We start from the raw sequence: 15,541 nt of genomic DNA on the forward strand, positions 1-15,541 counted from the left end.
TCGGCTCATGCCCACGACGACGTCGCGTGCCTCCCGGCGAGCGGCCGGGCTCCTCGCCGGGAGCCTCGCCCTGCTGCCGCTGACCGCCTGCTCGTTCAGCTCGGACACCCTCTCCTGCAGCGGCAGCGAGTGCTCGGTGACGCTGTCCGGCAACGGGGCGGAGGTGGAGATCCTCGGGACGTCGCTGGCCTTCGGCGGTGTGCAGGACGGGCGGGCCTCCCTCAGCGTGGGCAACGTCGGCGTCTCGTGCGCGCAGGGTGAGACCGTGAGCGCCGGCCCGCTGACGCTGACCTGCACCACCGTCCAGTCCGACTCGGTGGAGCTGACCGCCTCCCTGGGCTGATGCAGGACCCTCCTGCCCCCCACCATGGAAGGACCCCCTGCAGGAGGGCCGGTCCTCAGCCCAGGTCGGCCACCTCGATGACGACGCGGGTGGGGCCCTCGAGGGCGTAGACGCGGAAGGGTGCCTCGCCCGTCGTCCCGACGAAGGCCACCGAGGTGCCCTCGAAAGTCGCGTCCCAGGCGACCTCGGTGACCGTCTGGGTGCCGTTGCCGGGCAGCGGGTCGGGGCCGGACCACTCCTCGACGCCGGTGTCGAACGGGTAGCCGGCGCCGGTGATCGTCACCTGCAGGACGGCGTCACCCGCGACCTCGACCGGCGCGCCGGTGCCCTGCGCGTACGCCTCGTCCACGTACCGGACGTCCCAGCCCGGCGTGCCGGTGCCGCCCGTCTCGAGGACCACGCGGTCGTAGCCGTCCTGTCGGCCGGTCCGGACGTCCGAGACGGTCACCAGGGCGTCGGCCGAGGCCTCCTGGGTCGCCGGCTGCGTGTCGCCCTCGAACGGCGGTGCGTCGGTCCCCGAGGTCGCCGCCGCGGAGCTCGGCGCGGCGGACTCCGGAGCCGTCGACGAGACCTCCCCCGTGCTGGCGGACGGCGAGGTGGCCGGGTCGCCGCTCCCGCAGGCGGCGAGCAGCGCGGCGGTGAGCAGCAGGGACGGGCAGCGGGCGGCGCGGCGGATCACCCGCTGAGGGTGACAGCCGGGAGCCGCTCCACCCGCGAGCACGCCGGCCGTGTCGCGCCCGTCGACCGGACTCGGACCGCGTGGCGAGGGACACCGCCCCCTGCGTCAGGAGCACTCCGCCGACCATGTAGAGTTCTCGCTGCCCCCGGCGAACACGAGCCCCCATCGTCTAGCGGTCCAGGACGCCGCCCTTTCAAGGCGGTAGCACGGGTTCGAACCCCGTTGGGGGCACGGCACCACAGCAAGGCCCTGTAGCGCAGTTGGTTAGCGCGCCGCCCTGTCACGGCGGAGGTCGCGGGTTCGAGTCCCGTCAGGGTCGCTCTCCGGTGGAGACACCGGGAGGGGCAGGTAGCTCAGTCGGTACGAGCGCTCGCCTGAAAAGCGAGAGGTCGGCGGTTCGACCCCGCCCCTGCCCACACCATCGTCCTGCAGGCCCGCCGCACCGGCCGGGCAGACTGCCGCGGTGACCCCACTCCCCACCACGCTGACCGCCGGCGACACCACCGTCGGCCTGCGCCGCGCGACCGCGGACGACGTCCCCGCGCTCGTGGCGCTGCTGACCGACGACCCGCTCGGCCGGCATCGGGAGAGCCCCGACCTGGCGCCCTACCGCCGGGCCTTCGCCGCCGTCGACGCCGACCCCGCCCAGCTGCTGCTCGCCGTCACGCAGGGTCCGGACGTCGTCGGCACGGCTCAGCTCACCGAGATCCCCGGCCTGTCCCGCGGTGGCACGACGCGGCTGCAGATCGAGGCCGTGCGGGTGCGGGCCGACCTGCGCGGGCAGGGCGTCGGCGCGGCGCTGTTCGGGTGGGCCGTCGACGAGGCCCCCCGGCGCGGCTGCGGGCTCGTGCAGCTCACCACGGACACCCGGCGCCCGGAGGCGCACCGCTTCTACGAGCGGCTCGGCTTCACCGCCTCGCACGTGGGGTTCAAGCTGCAGCTCTGAGCGGCCTCAGCCGGCGCGGTCGGCGACCACCTGGGCGTAGACCTGGGCGTGCACGGCCCGGACGGCGGCCTTCTGCTCCGCTCGCCAGCCCCGGTCCGCCGGCCGCGGCGCCGGGCGGGTGAGCGCGGCGGCGACGGCGCCGTCCAGCGACACCGGGTCCAGGCCGCGCTCCTCGTCGTTGCCGTAGGTGACGACGTCGGACCACTGGTCGGCGAACCACCCGCAGCTGGGCGCCACGACCCGCGTGCCGACGTCGCGGCAGACCTCCAGCTCCGGCGAGTGGGTGCCCCAGCTCTCGGGCAGGACGACGGCGTGCAGCTCCTGCAGCTGCGCGGCCCACGAGTCGGCCTTGCGCGGCAGGTACTCCAGGCTGTCCCCGGCAGCGAAGACCGGCGGCGCCTCGACGCCGTCATCGAGGAACACCCGCAGCCGCCCGCCGCCGTTGACCGCGCCCGACAGCGCGGCGCGGACCAGCCCCGCGGGGTCGGGCACGGCGGCACGCTGCGCCCGCAGGGCCAGGCCCACCAGGCCGCGCTCGGCGCCCAGCCCGGGCACCGGCTCGGCGATCGAGGGGTGGGCCGCCACGATCGCCGTCCGGCCGAAGCGCTCGGCGATCTCGTCGGCCGCCCCGGGGGTCAGCGTCAGCACCACCTCGGCGGTCGCCAGCAACGCCCTCAGGTGGGCGTCGTGGCGGCGCGGGGTCGCCTGCTGCGGATCCCGCAGCTGGTGCACGGTCAGCACCAGGGGGACGCCGGTCCGGCGGACCGTCTCGGCCCAGCTGACCACCTCGTCCTCGGGCAGGTGCCCGTAGCCGGAGTGCAGGTGCACCACGTCGACGCCGCCGGCGTTGGCGGCGAGGTAGGCCGGGTCCAGCCAGGGGCTGGCGCGCTGGACCGGGCCGACCCGGACGACGTCCTCCGGTAGGACGGCGTCGACGTAGGGGTCGACGTACGGCACCGTTCCCACCCGGATCCCGGGAGCTGCCGGGGGCTCGGCGGCGTTCACGTGGTGCTGCTCCTCCTGCGGCCGCACGCACTGCGACGGCAGGGGCGGAACTCCGATCAGAACTGACTGGTACCGGTGGCTCTACCCACCGGCACCCCGATCATTCCGAGCGGCGGTGCGCAGCACCGGGGTGAGGGGTCAGCCGAAGTCGGCGGGCGTGAAGTCCCGGCGCTCGACCAGCACCAGCCAGTTCCCGGACACGTCGCGCATCACGGCCTCGACACCGTAGGGGCGCTCCGCCGGCTCCTGCAGGAAGGCGACCCCCTTGGCCGACAGCTCCTCGTAGGTCTGCCGGCAGTCGTCGACGGCCAGTCCGAGCCCACCCATCGAGCCCTTCTCCAGCTGCCCGCGGACGAAGGCGGCGGCGTCCTCGTCCAGCGGCGGGCCGGGGGTCATGAGCGTGATCTCGAGCTCGGGCTGGCTGGGGTGGGACAGGGTGACCCAGCGGAAGCCCTCCCCCATGGTGATGTCGGTCCGGGCCTCGAAACCGAGGACGTCGACGTAGAACTCCTTCGCCCGGTCCTGGTCGAGGCAGTAGACGGTGACCAGCGAGATGTCGGTGATCATGGCGCCGACCCTAGGGACGGCGGCCGCGGCGGGCTTCTCCGCGGTTGCGCACCGCGCCCCGTCGTCCCCCCGAGGTCCACCACGCCGCGCATGAACAGGAAGCAGCCCGGCACGTGCGCCGCACCGCGCGCCGCCCAGCGGTCCCGGTAGGCGACCGGCGACTCGCCGGTCAGGGCGCGGAAGCGCGTGGAGAACGAACCGAGGCTGGCGTACCCCACGGCCATGCACACCTCGGTCGCGGTGAGGTTCGCCGAGCGCAGCAGGTCCTGCGCCCGCTCGATCCGCCGCCGGGTGAGGTACCGGATCGGCGTCTCGCCGTAGGCGGCCTCGAAGCAGCGCACGAAGTGGTACCTCGACACGCCAGCCACCCGGGCCAGCCGGTCGAGGTCGAGGTCGTCGGCGAAGTGCCGGTCCACGTGGTCCCGCGCCCGGCGCAGGTGCACCACCAGGTCGGGGGACACCGGAGGCACCGGCCGACCCTACGAGGCGTCCCGCGCCTGCTGCGCCGCCGCGTAGGCCGGCGCCCGGAAGCGGGCCATCGGCCCGTCGGGGACCAGGCCCGGCGGGGGGTTGCGGACGGCGTCGAAGCGCAGGTCGGGGTCGACCTCGGGCACCGGGGCGAGCAGCCGCAGCCGGGCGAACGGCTGCCACTCGCCCGGTCCGCGGGCGGCGGCCAGGGTGAAGGCCAGCCGGCCGGCCCGGGCCGCCGCGGCGATCGGTCCGGGTTCCGCGGTCACCGGCGGGGCGCCGGGGTCGGGCAGCGCCGCCAGGAACACCGGCCCGGCGACCGTGCGGTAGCCCATGAGCGAGGAGTACGTGGCCCCGGCGTCCCACCGGAGGGTCAGCACCCAGCGGGTGAGCCGGCCTCGCCCGGTGGTCGACAGCAGCAGGTCCACCGGGCCCTCCGCCTCCGCGGTCCCCGGCAGGCGGACGGCGAGGCCGAGCAGGTCCGGCAGCGGCCGGGGCAGCCCCGCTCCGCGGGACAGCCGGACCAGCGCCGGCTGCTCACCGGCGCCTGCCAGCCAGGGCACGCCCCACCCGGCCGGGCCGCCGGTGCGCTCCAGCACGGCGTCGAGCACCACACCGCGGGGGTGCATCGGCTTGCCGCGGCGCCGGCGGGCCAGTGCCCCCAGCGGGACGGCGACGGCACGGCCGGCCGTCCGGGGGAGATCGGTCACGGGGAGCCTCCTTCGACGGGTGCCGGCCCCATACCCCGTGCGGCGGGACCACGTCCAGCTGTGGCGATCCGCCCGTGACGGGTGTGACGGGAGCGATCGACTCGGCAGAACCTGTCCGAGTTCGCGTCGGACCTCGGTGCACTTCCGCCACGTGACACGGACCGGTCCTCTGCCTACGTTCTGTACATGCTCACGACGCTGATGGTGATCGCTGGTGTCCTCCTCGGACTCGTCGGCCTGCTCGCCCTCATCGTGAGCCTCAGCGCCCGCCCGGCCACCCGCCCCAGCAGCGGGTGGGTCGCCGACACCGGCCGCCGGCACCCCGACGCCTGGTCCGCGCCGGGGAACCCCGCGACCTCGGAGCTGCCGACCGCCCGCTGAGGCACCCCTCGACCGCCGTCCCGGCGGCTGCGCACGGCGCGCCGCCGGGACGCGCCGCTGACCGCGCCCTTCCGGGTGTTCCGGATCGTCCCCGTGCGCAATGCTCTCGGCACGGCGTGGTGCTCCCCCGCACGCCGGAGCCCGAGCGCGGCGAGGACGACATGGCACGGTCGCACAGGTCAGGCCACCGCAACCCCCGGCTGCGCGCGGCCGGCGGGCTCCTGCTGGCCCTCCCGCTGAGCGGGGCGCTGCTCGCCGCGCTGCTGGTGCCCTGGGTCGTCGGGCCGGGTCTGGCCGCCCGCACCTCGGCCACGCTGCTCGCCCCGCTGCCGGTCGAGCTGACCGACGCGACGCCCCCCGGCAACACCGTCGTCCTGGCCTCGGACGGATCGGTGATCACGTACTACTACCGGAACAACCGGACGCCGGTGGGCGCGGACCGGATCGCCGACGTCATGGAACAGGCGCTCGTCGCCATCGAGGACGAGCGCTTCTACGAGCACAACGGCCTCGACGTGCAGGGCACGCTGCGGGCCCTGGCGCGCAACGTGAGCTCCGGGGACGTCGAGGAGGGCGGGTCGACGATCACCCAGCAGCTGGTCAAGCAGACGCTGCTGCAGACCGCCGTCACCCCCGAGGACCGGCAGGCGGCCACGGAGCAGACGGTGGGCCGCAAGCTGCGGGAGGCGCGGCTGGCCCTGGCGCTGGAGGAGACCCACCCCAAGGAGGAGATCCTCACCCGGTACCTGAACACCGTGTACTTCGGCGAGGGCGCGTACGGCGTCCAGGCCGCCGCGCAGGCCTACTTCGGCGCCGACGCCGCCGACCTCACCCTGCCGCAGGCGGCGATGCTGGCCGGCCTGGTGCAGACACCGACGTCGGACAGCCCGCTGGTCGACCCCGAGCGCGCCCGGGAGCGGCGCAACGTGGTGCTCGAGCGGATGCAGGCAGTCGGGTACATCAGCGAGGACGAGCGCGCCGAGGCCGCCGCGGGCCCGGTGGAGACGAACCCGGCGCCGGCCCCGCCCAACGGCTGCGCCGGCGAAGGCGTCCTCGGTGGGTTCTTCTGCGACTTCCTGCAGCAGCACCTCCTCGGCACCCTCGGCATGACCCAGGAACAGCTCGAGGACGGCGGGCTGACCATCCGCACCACGCTGCGCGCCGACCTGCAGCGCTCCGCGGACGCCGCCGTGCTGGCGACCCAGCCGATGGGCGACCCGGTGGCCGCGATGTTCACCGCGGTCGAGCCGGGCACGGGCAACGTGCTCGCGATGAGCGCGAACCGGGTCTTCGGCTTCGACGCCGAGGACCCGGCCCAGTCGTCGGTCAACCTCAACGTGGTCGCCAGCAAGGGCTCCGGCTCCACGTACAAGGTCTTCGTGGCCACCGCGGCCCTGGAGCGCGGCCTCCCGCCCTCGCACACGATCACCACGAGCGACCCCTACACCTCGCGGGTGTACCGCAACGGGCTCGATCCCTACACGGTCAGCAACGTCGGGGACGGCGGGTTCCCGCCGAGGCTCACCATGTACGAGGCGCTGGTCCGCTCCTCCAACACCTACTTCGTGGCCCTGGAGGACGACCTGGGCAGCGTGGAGGGGCCGGTGCGGGTGGCGCAGCGGCTGGGCCTGACCTCGCTCGACCCGGTGGCCGACACCGTGATCGCGCAGAACCGCGGCTCGTTCACCCTCGGTCCGGAGGCGACCAGCCCGCTCGCGCTCGCCAGCGCCTACTCGACGCTGGCCGCCGACGGCACCCGGTGCACCCCGGTCCCGGTCGTGGAGGTGCTCGACCGGGACGGGCGACCGCTGACCCGCGAGGACGGCAGCCCGCTGGGCACCGGCGCTGCCTGCACGCCGGAGGTGGTGTCGCCGCAGATCGCCACGACGGTGACCCAGATGATGGTCGGCGGCTCCTCGCTGCCGTACGGCACGGGCCGGCGGGCCGCGATCCCCGGCCACCAGATCGCCACCAAGACCGGCACCGCCCAGGACCGCGCGTCGGTGTCCTTCGTCGGCTCCACGCCGCGGTACACCGCCAGCGTCATGCTGTTCAACCCGACGGCGAACGTGGACGTCGGCGGGTTCGGCGGCAGCCGCGGCGGCCAGATCTGGCACGACGCGTTCCTGCCGGTCCTGTCGGCCGAGGAACCGGTCTTCTTCCCGCCGCCGGGCATCCCGCTCCCGCCGCTGCCGGGCGGGTGACCCTCACTCCGAGAGCAGCAGTTCCGCGGCGCGCTCGCCGATCGCCACCGCCGTCGCCGCCGGTCCGCGCGAGGTGACCGTGGGCATCACCGAGGTGTCGACCACCCGCAGCCCCTCGACCCCGCGGACCCGCAGGTGCTGGTCGACCACGGCGCCGGGATCCGAGTCCGGTCCCATCCGCGCCGTTCCGGCCAGGTGGACGGCGGTGGCCAGAGAGCGCCGGATCCAGCGGTCGAGCTCCCGGTCGGAGGCCAGGACGTCGTCGGGCAGCCCGGTCCGCCCGGCGACCAGCGGGGCCATCGCCGCCGTCCGCAGCAGCTCGGCCGCCAGCCGCACCCCCTGCCGCATCCGCCGCCGGTCGGAGTCGGTGGACAGGTAGCGGTACTCCAGCCGCGGCTGCACGCCCGGGTCGGAACTGGTCAGGGTGAGCCGGCCGCGGCTGTCCTCCCGCTGCAGCGCGACGCCCAGGAACAGGTCGTCGCGGCGCCGGGCGGTGTCGAGCAGCCGGTGCAGCGAGGCGCCGCGCAGCGCCCTCGCCGTGGCGCGGGGCCGGCGCAGCACCCGGGCCACGCCCACCGACGTCCGGGGCACCACGACCCGGCTGAACGGCTTGAGCCAGGGCAGCACCTCGAGGTCGTCCGGGGTGTTCAGGACGCCGGACAGCGGGTGCAGGTCGCGCGGCATCGGCAGCCGCCGGGCCGGCCACCAGGGAACGTAGACGTCGGGGTGGTCGGTGTAGTCCGCGCCCACGCCGGGGACGTCGACCACCACCTCGACGCCCAGCGCGCGCAGGTCGTCGGCCGGTCCGATGCCCGAGAGCAGCAGCAGCTGCGGTGACCCGACGGCGCCGGCGGACAGCACCACCTCGTGCGCGCGGACGACGCCGTCGGCCGTCTCGACGCCCACCGCGCGCCCGCCCTCGACCAGCACCCGGCGCACGTGCACGCCGCCGCGCACGGTCAGCCCGGGGTGGCCGCGGCGCGGGGAGAGGTAGGCCATGGCGGTGTTCACCCGCACCCCGCCGGCCACGTTGAGCGGTACCGGCCCCCAGCCGGGCGCCCCGTCGGCGTTCTTGTCCGGCTCGTCGGGGGCACCGAGCTCCGCGGCGGCGGCGGCGAGCGCGTCGGCCAGCGGGTGCCCGTGCCGGGGGCGCCGCACCGGCACCGGCCCGTCGGCGCCGTGGCCCGGCCGGTCGCCGTACTCGCGGTCGGCCTCCAGCCGGACGAACGACGGCAGGACGGCGTCGTAGGACCACAGGTCGTTGCCCGCGGCGGCCCAGCCGTCGAGGTCCGCGCGGGTACCCCGGACGAAGTAGCCGCCGTTGAGCGCGCTCGACCCGCCGACCACCCGCCCCCGCGGCACCGGGAAGGTCACCTCCTCGGTCAGCACCCCGGTGAGGTCCCAGTTCGCCGGGTGCCCGGGGACGGCGGCGGCCATGCGGGCGGCGTCCCGCAGGTCGGCCGGGAACTCCACGTGGTCCGCGCCGGCCTCCAGCAGCAGCACCCGCCGTCCGGCATCGGCCAGCCGCGCCGCCAGCGGGGCGCCGGACGTGCCGGCCCCCACCACGACGACGTCGAACTCGGGGATCACCGGCCGAGCGCCTCCGGCGGGCCCGGCCGGCGCACCTCGCCGGTCGGGTTGCGCGGCAGCTCGCCCGCCGGGTGCAGGCTCTCGGGCCGCTCGGCCCGGGCCCGCCGCTCGCGGACCGTCACGGCAGGCTCACCCGGTCGCTCTCGAGCACCACGTGCCCCTCCGCGGCGAGCTTGTCCAGCGTCGCCCGCGTCGACTGGGCCGCCGCCGGCCACACCTCCCGCGGTACCTCGGCGTAGACGTCGGACACCAGCTCGTCCACCGTCCCGGCGCCCCGCACCATCGCCGCGAGCAGCTGCTGCTCCCGGAACGCCCGGTGGGCCAGGTAGAAGTCCAGCACCGCGCCCGGGTCCTCGGTCAGCTCCGGGCCGTGCCCGCAGTACAGCGCGCTGGGGCCCAGGTCGTGCACCCGGCGCAGCGACGCCAGGTAGGCCCGCACGTCGCCCTCCGGGTGGGTCACCACCGAGGTGCCGCGACCCAGCACGTGGTCGCCGACGAGCACCGCGCCGGACTCCAGCCGGAAGGCCAGGTGGTCGGCGGTGTGCCCGGGCGTGGGGACGACGTGGAGCGCCGTCCCGGCCAGCGCCAGGCGATCCCCCGGCTCCAGCACCCGGCCGGCCGGCCCGGCGACGCGGGCGTCGGCGGCCGCCACCTGAGCGGCGAACCGCATCCCCCACGGCAGCGCCGCCTCCGCGTGGTCGCCGTGGTGGTGGGTGACCAGCACGGCGACGCAGCGGGCGTCCCGCGCGGCCAGCGCCGCCTCGACCGCGGCCAGGTGCGCCGGGTCGTCCGGCCCCGGGTCGACCAGCACGGCCTGCCCGCTGCCCGGGGCGCCGACCAGGTAGGTGTTGGTGCCGTCCAGCGTCATCGGCGAGGGGTTGGGCGCCAGCACCCGGGTGACCAGCGGCTCGAGGTCCGCGGTCCGCGGCATGGCCCCCGGAGCCGGGAGGTCCCAGGTGGCGCGGGGGTCGACCGGGGTTCTCACGTCCGGCACGGTAGCCGCGCCCGGGCGCCGCGGCGCGCGGCAACTACCGTCGGGCCATGCGCTCCCCCGCTCCGCTGCTCCGCTCGGCCCTCGCCGGTGCCGCCGCCGTGGTCCTGCTCACCGCCTGCGGCGGGGCCGGGGGCGAGGAGCCCGCGGCCGCGCCGAGCACGTCGGCCCCGGCGGCCTCGTCGTCCGCCCCGTCGGGCGGGACGGCGGCACCCGACCCGGCCGCCCAGGAGTTCTGCGGCCAGATCACCACCGCGTTCACCGAGCTGGAGACCACGCTGGGCGCGACCGGCCCCGAGGAGATGGCCGCCCGACTGCCCGAGGTGGTCACCCGGCTGGACCAGGTGCAGGCCCCGGCCGAGATCTCCGGCGACTGGGGCGCGCTCGTCGACGGGCTGCGCCGGCTCGCCGAGACCGCGGCCACCCTCGACCTCGGCACCCCGGAGGGCCAGCAGGCCTACACCGCGGCCGAGGCCGAGATCGGCCAGGGTCTGGGCCCGGCGCAGTCCGCGCTCTCGGAGTACGTCGTCGCCAACTGCGGCCTCACCGCGGCGTCCCCGACCGGCTGACCGGCGCGCGAGGCCGGTGACGGCCGGGCGCCGGCTCGGGACCATGTCGGGACCATGGCGGCACGACCGCGACACCCGGCCGAGAGCGAGGTCCCATGACCGCCACGACCACGACGTCAGCGCGCTGGCCCCGTGCTCTGCTCCCCTGGAGCTGGCTGGCCTCCGCCGCGGCGGTCGGCGGCCTGGGCTACCTGCTGTTCGCCGTCTCGGACTGGCCGCACGAGCGCACCGCCGGGGGCCTGCTGCTGGGGGTGGCCGTCATCGGCCTCGTCGCGTCCGCCCGCACCCGGCGGGATGCCGCGGACCCGCGCCGGTCGTCGCTGGTCGCCAGCGCCATCGGAGCGGTGGGCGGGCTGGCCGCCGCCCTCGTCGCAGCGGCGAGGCCGGCGGGCGCCGGGGACCTGTGGCTCGTCGGCGGTGTGCCCCTGGCCTGCGCCGGCCTCACGGCTCTGCTGGCCTTGGGCGCCCGTCGCTGAGCACCGGCGGGACGACGACGGCCCGCCGCCCCGGGGAGGGGTGACGGGCCGCCGCGGCCACCCTCCGGCGTCCCGCGCCGAGCGAGCGGGGCGTGGCGGGAAGGCTGGTCCTCTGCTCAGCAGCCGCTGATGGACACGCCGCGGGCGCGCATCCACGGCACCGGGTCGGCCTGGCCGCCGTACATGGCCCCGCCGGGGTGCACCTCGAAGTGCAGGTGCGGGCCGGTGGACTGGCCGCGGTTGCCGACCTCGGCGATCCGCTCGCCGGCGACGACCCGCTCGCCGGCGCGGACGAAGTACTGGTTGACGTGCCCGTAGACGGTGACCGCGCCGTCGTCGCCGCGGATGTAGACGGCGGAGCCGAAGCCGGTGGCCGTCCCGGCGCGCGCGACGACGCCCGAGTGCACGGCGTAGATCGGCGTCCCGATCGGAGCGGCGATGTCCACGCCACCGTGCAGGGCGCCCCAGCGCGAGCCGTAGCAGCTGGAGGTGCGACCCGAGGTCGGCTTGACGTAGGGGCCCGAGCCGCCGGAGCTGCCGGCGCTGACGGAGCCGCTGCTGCTGGACCCGGAGCCCTGGCTGCGGGCGGCGGCGCGGGCCGCGGCGGCCGCGGCGGCGGCCTCCTCCTCGGCCCGGCGGGCGGCCGCGGCGGCGGCGGCCTCCTCGGCGGCCTTCTGCTGCTGCCAGGCCTGGAAGGCGTCGCGGGCGCCCTGCAGGCGCAGCAGCTCGATCTCGGCGGCCTGCAGCTGCTGGTCGTAGCCGGCCTTCTCCGCGGCGACCCGGTCGTAGGCGGCGCGCTGGGCGGCCAGCTGCTGGTCGGCGGTGGCCTTGGCGGCGGCCGCGGCGGCCTCGGCCGCGGCGGTCCTGTCGCGTGCGGCGCGGGCCGCGGAGTCGGCGTTGGCCTGCTTGACCTGGGCGACCTCCAGCTGGCCGAGGACGTCGAGCTGGTTGGCCGAGACGTAGTCGAGCATCGCGGCCCGCTCGATCAGCTCGGCCGGCCCGTCGGCGTCGAGCAGGGCCGCGGCGGTGGAGAGGGTGTTGCCGCTCATGTAGCTGTCGCGGGAGAAGCCGGCGATGCGGGCGAGGGACGCGTCCACGGCCGCGGTGGCGGCTGCCAGCTCCAGCGCCGTCCGCTCGGCCTCGGCCTGCGCCTGGAGGAGGGCCTCCTCCGCGGCGAGGTAGGCCGCGCCGGCGGCCTCGGCCTGGACGGCGTAGCCCTCGAGCTGGGACTCGGCCTGGGCGACCAGGGCGGCGATCCGGCCGACCTCGGCGGCGGCGGCGTCCTGCGCCGACTGCGCCTGCCCGATCTGCTCGTCGGTGGGGTTGGGCGGCGGCTCGGGAGCGGCGCTCGCCGGAGCCGCCCCGGTCAGCACCACCGTCCCGGCGACGACGCCGGCCAGCAGGCTGCGCACCACGCCGGGGCGCGTCCGCGAGCGGTGCGCCGGGATCGCGGCGGTCCCGGTCGTGCGCCGGCGACGACGGCTCTGCAGCATGTCGCTCCCTGGGGAAGTGGGTGCGGGGGGCTGACGCAGCGTGACAGGGTCACGCCAGGCTCGGAAGTTCCCACGCGGCACGACTGTCTCGCCGTGCACACGGGGCACTCGCCCCACTCCTGTCCCTTCTCTTCTCGTCACCCGCACGGGTGACCTTGAGGGCTGGCCGCGACCTTTCCGGTGACACCGCCCACTGGCGACGCAGCCCGATGGACGTGCGCCGGACGGGACGGACTCAGCGGCCGACGAGCGTCGTCTCGAAGTCGTACCGCGAAGCCCGGTAGAGATGGCGCCCGTACTCGACGGCCATGCCCTGGTCGTCGAAGGCGGTGCGCTGCATCGTGAGCAGCGCCGAGCGCGGAGGCTCGTCGAGCAGCCGGGCCTCCTCGGCCCGGGCCAGCCGTGCGCCGATGCGCTGGTGCGCGACACGCAGGTGCACGCCATGGGTCCGCAGGTACTGGTAGAGGCCCCGCTCGGAGAGCTCCTCCACGGTCGGGCGGAACCGGCCCGGGAGGTGGTTGGTCATGAGCGCCAGAGGTTCGCCGTGTGAACGCCGCAGCCGGCGGACGACGACGATCTCGTCCCCCTCGGGCAGGTCGAGTTCCTCGGCCACGTCCGCGGGTGCCGGCACCCGTTCCAGCGAGAGGACCTCGGTGGTCGGTGCCTCGCCGGCCCGGGCGAGGTCGTCGTACAGGCTGGTGAGCTCCACCGAACGACGCACGTGCGGCTGGATCACCTGGGTGCCCACGCCGCGCTTCCGGACCAACAGCCCCTTGTCGACCAGCTCCTGCACCGCTCGTCGGACGGTCGGCCGGGACAGGCCGTAGCGCTGGGCGAGCAGCACCTCGTTCTCGAGCTTGGAGCCGGACGGCAGCGCGCCGCCCGCGATGGCCCCCTCGATCGCCTGGGCGAGCTGGAAGTACAGCGGGGTCGGGCTGGATCGGTCGATGTCGAAGGTGGGCACGGGAGCCTCCTGGGGAGCGGGCGCCGCACGGAGCCCAGCCTGCGTCCCGGCCATGGTCCCACCTCGTCGTGCCGTCATGTCCTCATCCCGTCGAGGGTGACCCGACATCATCACGTCACCATGCACTAATGTCTTTACAAAGTATTGACACGGAAGTGTGTCCCGGAGCACAGTCGTCGGGAGCCGGAGATGACGACCCAGGGGACGGGAGAGCCGTGGCACACGCCCTCGACGTGCTGGTGATGGGACGCAGCGGGGTGGACCTCTATCCCCTGCAGGTCGGCGTCGGGCTGGAGGACGTCGAGACGTTCGGCAAGTTCCTCGGTGGCAGCGCGGCGAACGTGGCGGTCGCCGCCGCGCGGCTCGGCCACTCGACCGCACTGGTCACCGGAGTCGGGGACGACCCGTTCGGCCGGTTCGTCCGGCGTACGCTGCGCGACCTCGGCGTCGACGACGGGCTCGTGGTCGTCGACCCGGCCCACCCCACGCCGGTCACCTTCTGCGAGATCTTCCCGCCTGACGACTTCCCCCTGTACTTCTACCGCCGCCCCACCGCCCCGGACCTCCAGCTACGGCCCGAGGACCTGGACCCGGCCGCGATCCGGGACGCCGGGCTGTTCTGGGCCACGGTCACCGGCCTGTCGGAGGAGCCCAGCCGGTCGGCCCACCACGCTGCGTGGGAGGCCCGGGGACGCCGACGGCACACCGTGCTCGACCTGGACTACCGGCCGATGTTCTGGTCGTCCCGCGAGGAAGCGACCACGCAGGTGCGAGCTGCCCTACCCCACGTGACCGTCGCCGTGGGCAACCGCGAGGAGTGCGAGGTGGCGGTGGGCGAGACCGACCCCGACCGCGCCGCGGACGCGCTGCTGGACGCCGGGATCCAGCTCGCCGTCGTCAAGCAGGGCCCACGCGGGGTGCTCGGCAAGACGCGGACCGAGCGGGTCGTCGTCCCGCCCACGCCGGTCGAGGTGGTCAACGGGCTCGGGGCGGGCGACGCCTTCGGCGGCTCGCTCGCCCACGGTCTGCTCACCGGGCTCCCCCTCGAGCAACTGCTGCGCAACGCCAACGCCGCCGGCGCGATCGTCGCCTCGCGACTCGAGTGCTCCACGGCCATGCCGACCGCCGCCGAGATCGAGCAGCACGTCGCCACGTCCCTGGAGAGCACCCGTGTCTGACACCGCACTGTCCCCCGCCGAGGCCCCCACCCCCGACACCGGCACCCCCCGGCCGGTGTGCGCCACGTACGCCGAGGTCACCGAGGTGCGCAGCCGGGACCCGCAGGCCATCCGACGGGCGCTGGCCGCGCGCCGCCGGCGGCCGGCCTTCCTCCCCGAGGACGGGCGGCTGATGCTCGTCGCAGCCGACCACCCCGCCCGGGGCGCGCTGGCGGCCCAGGGACGGCCGACGGCGATGAACAGCCGCACCGACATGCTCGACCGGCTGCGGGCTGCGCTGGCCCGCCCGGGCGTGGACGGCCTGCTGGCCTCCGCTGACATCGCCGAAGACCTGCTGCTGCTCGGTGCGCTCGAGGACAAGGTCGTCGTCGCGTCGATGAACCGCGGCGGCCTCGCCGGGGCCAGCTTCGAGCTCGACGACCGGATGACCGGGTACGACGTCGCCGGCGTCGTCGAGGCTCGCTTCGACGCGGCCAAGATGCTCAACCGGATCGACCTGGACGACCCCGGCACGGTGCGGATGCTGGAGACCTCGGGCCGGGCGGTCACCGAACTGGCCCGCGCCGGCGTCGTGGCGATGCTCGAGCCGTTCCTCTCGCGGCGGGTCGACGGCCGGGTCACGAACGACCTCAGCCCGGACGCGGTCATCAAGTCGGTGCACATCGCGCAGGGCCTCGGCGCCACCTCCGCCTACACCTGGCTGAAGCTGCCGGTGGTCGCCGAGATGGCGCGCGTGGTGGACGCCACCACCCTGCCCACCCTGCTGCTCGGCGGGGACCCCTCCCGCCGGCCCGAGGAGACCTACGCCAGCTGGCGCGACGCCCTGGACCTCCCCTCTGTGCGCGGCCTGGTCATCGGCCGCACCCTGCTCTACCCGCCGGATGACGACGTCGCCAAGGCCGTGGACACCGCGGTCGGCCTCGTCCACTGAAGTAGAAGGACCCCGTCCTCCCCACCCTTCGCGAGCTCAGGGCGGG

The 15,541-nt window shown here is 75.7% G+C and carries 18 protein-coding genes and 3 tRNA genes; 11 read left to right on the forward strand and 10 right to left on the reverse strand.

Annotated features, from left to right (window positions below; all coding sequences use genetic code 11):
- Window positions 1-7 precede the first annotated feature (7 nt).
- Window positions 8-343 (forward strand): hypothetical protein, encoded by a 336-nt coding sequence (locus BUB17_RS16845; protein WP_072919847.1) that lies wholly within the window; start codon window positions 8-10, stop codon window positions 341-343.
- 55 nt (window positions 344-398) lie between these two features.
- Here BUB17_RS16845 and BUB17_RS26185 read toward each other — a convergent pair whose 3' ends face one another.
- A complete protein-coding gene (locus BUB17_RS26185) occupies window positions 399-1,022 on the reverse strand; it encodes an AMIN-like domain-containing (lipo)protein (protein ID WP_141243057.1) in 624 nt (207 codons plus the stop codon).
- Window positions 1,023-1,180: 158 nt separating this feature from the next.
- On the opposite strand from BUB17_RS26185, the gene BUB17_RS16855 reads away from it, so the two are divergent.
- The 4 genes from BUB17_RS16855 to BUB17_RS16870 all read left to right on the forward strand — a co-directional run bounded on the left by BUB17_RS16855 (window position 1,181) and on the right by BUB17_RS16870 (window position 1,968).
- A tRNA-Glu gene (locus BUB17_RS16855) sits at window positions 1,181-1,253 on the forward strand.
- Between the two features lie 14 nt (window positions 1,254-1,267).
- Window positions 1,268-1,341: transfer RNA gene (locus BUB17_RS16860), tRNA-Asp, on the forward strand.
- Window positions 1,342-1,364: 23 nt separating this feature from the next.
- Window positions 1,365-1,438, forward strand: a tRNA-Phe gene (locus tag BUB17_RS16865).
- Between the two features lie 47 nt (window positions 1,439-1,485).
- Window positions 1,486-1,968: a GNAT family N-acetyltransferase gene (locus BUB17_RS16870; protein ID WP_244277306.1), complete on the forward strand. Its 483-nt coding sequence runs from the start codon at window positions 1,486-1,488 to the stop codon at window positions 1,966-1,968.
- 6 nt (window positions 1,969-1,974) lie between these two features.
- Here BUB17_RS16870 and BUB17_RS16875 read toward each other — a convergent pair whose 3' ends face one another.
- From BUB17_RS16875 to BUB17_RS16890, 4 genes are all read right to left on the reverse strand, one after another.
- On the reverse strand, window positions 1,975-2,973 hold the full coding sequence (locus BUB17_RS16875) for a glycosyltransferase family protein (RefSeq protein ID WP_072919848.1): 999 nt from the start codon (window positions 2,971-2,973) through the stop codon (window positions 1,975-1,977).
- A 138-nt stretch (window positions 2,974-3,111) separates the two neighbouring features.
- Window positions 3,112-3,540, reverse strand: coding sequence for a VOC family protein (locus BUB17_RS16880; RefSeq protein WP_072919849.1), 429 nt, complete (start codon window positions 3,538-3,540; stop codon window positions 3,112-3,114).
- Window positions 3,537-4,010: a helix-turn-helix domain-containing protein gene (locus tag BUB17_RS16885; protein ID WP_072919850.1), complete on the reverse strand. Its 474-nt coding sequence runs from the start codon at window positions 4,008-4,010 to the stop codon at window positions 3,537-3,539. The genes BUB17_RS16880 and BUB17_RS16885 overlap by 4 nt, the downstream gene beginning before the upstream one ends.
- 9 nt (window positions 4,011-4,019) lie before the next feature.
- Window positions 4,020-4,718 (reverse strand): phosphodiesterase, encoded by a 699-nt coding sequence (locus BUB17_RS16890; protein ID WP_072919851.1) that lies wholly within the window; start codon window positions 4,716-4,718, stop codon window positions 4,020-4,022.
- A 186-nt stretch (window positions 4,719-4,904) separates the two neighbouring features.
- Between BUB17_RS16890 and BUB17_RS16895 the strand changes: the two genes are divergently transcribed.
- On the forward strand, window positions 4,905-5,099 hold the full coding sequence (locus BUB17_RS16895; protein ID WP_072919852.1) for a hypothetical protein: 195 nt from the start codon (window positions 4,905-4,907) through the stop codon (window positions 5,097-5,099).
- Between the two features lie 161 nt (window positions 5,100-5,260).
- Window positions 5,261-7,303, forward strand: a complete 2,043-nt coding sequence (locus BUB17_RS16900; RefSeq protein ID WP_072919890.1) for a transglycosylase domain-containing protein — start codon at window positions 5,261-5,263, stop codon at window positions 7,301-7,303.
- A 3-nt stretch (window positions 7,304-7,306) separates the two neighbouring features.
- On the opposite strand, the gene BUB17_RS16905 is transcribed toward BUB17_RS16900, so the two are convergent.
- From BUB17_RS16905 to BUB17_RS28275, 3 genes are read right to left on the reverse strand one after another with little or no spacing between them, the layout of a single operon-like run.
- Window positions 7,307-8,893 carry a GMC family oxidoreductase gene (locus tag BUB17_RS16905; protein ID WP_072919853.1) on the reverse strand — a complete coding sequence of 529 codons (1,587 nt, stop codon included), beginning with the start codon at window positions 8,891-8,893 and terminating at the stop codon, window positions 7,307-7,309.
- Window positions 8,890-9,015: a hypothetical protein gene (locus BUB17_RS28270; protein WP_280173888.1), complete on the reverse strand. Its 126-nt coding sequence runs from the start codon at window positions 9,013-9,015 to the stop codon at window positions 8,890-8,892. The genes BUB17_RS16905 and BUB17_RS28270 overlap by 4 nt, the downstream gene beginning before the upstream one ends.
- Window positions 9,012-9,878 carry an MBL fold metallo-hydrolase gene (locus tag BUB17_RS28275; protein WP_083606388.1) on the reverse strand — a complete coding sequence of 289 codons (867 nt, stop codon included), beginning with the start codon at window positions 9,876-9,878 and terminating at the stop codon, window positions 9,012-9,014. The genes BUB17_RS28270 and BUB17_RS28275 overlap by 4 nt, the downstream gene beginning before the upstream one ends.
- Window positions 9,879-9,934: 56 nt before the next feature.
- Between BUB17_RS28275 and BUB17_RS16915 the strand changes: the two genes are divergently transcribed.
- Both BUB17_RS16915 and BUB17_RS16920 read left to right on the forward strand, forming a co-directional pair.
- Complete coding sequence (locus tag BUB17_RS16915; RefSeq protein ID WP_072919854.1) at window positions 9,935-10,453, forward strand: hypothetical protein; 519 nt, start codon at window positions 9,935-9,937, stop codon at window positions 10,451-10,453.
- A gap of 95 nt (window positions 10,454-10,548) precedes the next feature.
- Complete coding sequence (locus tag BUB17_RS16920; protein ID WP_072919855.1) at window positions 10,549-10,929, forward strand: hypothetical protein; 381 nt, start codon at window positions 10,549-10,551, stop codon at window positions 10,927-10,929.
- 116 nt (window positions 10,930-11,045) lie between these two features.
- Here the strand turns inward: BUB17_RS16920 and BUB17_RS16925 are convergent, their stop codons facing one another.
- Window positions 11,046-12,422, reverse strand: coding sequence for a M23 family metallopeptidase (locus BUB17_RS16925; RefSeq protein ID WP_072919856.1), 1,377 nt, complete (start codon window positions 12,420-12,422; stop codon window positions 11,046-11,048).
- 235 nt (window positions 12,423-12,657) lie between these two features.
- Window positions 12,658-13,386: a GntR family transcriptional regulator gene (locus tag BUB17_RS16930; protein WP_072919857.1), complete on the reverse strand. Its 729-nt coding sequence runs from the start codon at window positions 13,384-13,386 to the stop codon at window positions 12,658-12,660.
- A gap of 215 nt (window positions 13,387-13,601) precedes the next feature.
- Here BUB17_RS16930 and iolC point away from each other — a divergent pair, with 215 nt between their 5' ends.
- Together iolC and BUB17_RS16940 are read left to right on the forward strand one after the other, a co-directional pair.
- Entirely contained in the window at window positions 13,602-14,564 is a 963-nt protein-coding gene (iolC, locus tag BUB17_RS16935) for a 5-dehydro-2-deoxygluconokinase (RefSeq protein WP_208983423.1), read from the forward strand.
- Entirely contained in the window at window positions 14,557-15,495 is a 939-nt protein-coding gene (locus BUB17_RS16940) for a class I fructose-bisphosphate aldolase (protein WP_208983424.1), read from the forward strand. Before iolC ends, BUB17_RS16940 begins: the two co-directional genes overlap by 8 nt.
- Window positions 15,496-15,541: the final 46 nt, after the last annotated feature.

It is taken from the genome of Geodermatophilus obscurus (assembly GCF_900143215.1).
GTDB classification, from domain to species: Bacteria; Actinomycetota; Actinomycetes; order Mycobacteriales; family Geodermatophilaceae; genus Geodermatophilus; species Geodermatophilus obscurus_A.

Excerpts from the sequence above, each read along its gene's own strand:
- BUB17_RS16900 (WP_072919890.1), top strand. The coding sequence starts at position 5,261 with ATGGCACGGTCGCACAGGTCAGGCCACCGCAACCCCCGGCTGCGCGCG.
- BUB17_RS16925 (WP_072919856.1), bottom strand. The coding sequence starts at position 12,422 with ATGCTGCAGAGCCGTCGTCGCCGGCGCACGACCGGGACCGCCGCGATC.
- BUB17_RS16895 (WP_072919852.1), top strand. The coding sequence starts at position 4,905 with ATGCTCACGACGCTGATGGTGATCGCTGGTGTCCTCCTCGGACTCGTC.
- BUB17_RS16915 (WP_072919854.1), top strand. The coding sequence starts at position 9,935 with ATGCGCTCCCCCGCTCCGCTGCTCCGCTCGGCCCTCGCCGGTGCCGCC.
- BUB17_RS16845 (WP_072919847.1), top strand. The coding sequence starts at position 8 with ATGCCCACGACGACGTCGCGTGCCTCCCGGCGAGCGGCCGGGCTCCTC.
- BUB17_RS16920 (WP_072919855.1), top strand. The coding sequence starts at position 10,549 with ATGACCGCCACGACCACGACGTCAGCGCGCTGGCCCCGTGCTCTGCTC.
- BUB17_RS16880 (WP_072919849.1), bottom strand. The coding sequence starts at position 3,540 with ATGATCACCGACATCTCGCTGGTCACCGTCTACTGCCTCGACCAGGAC.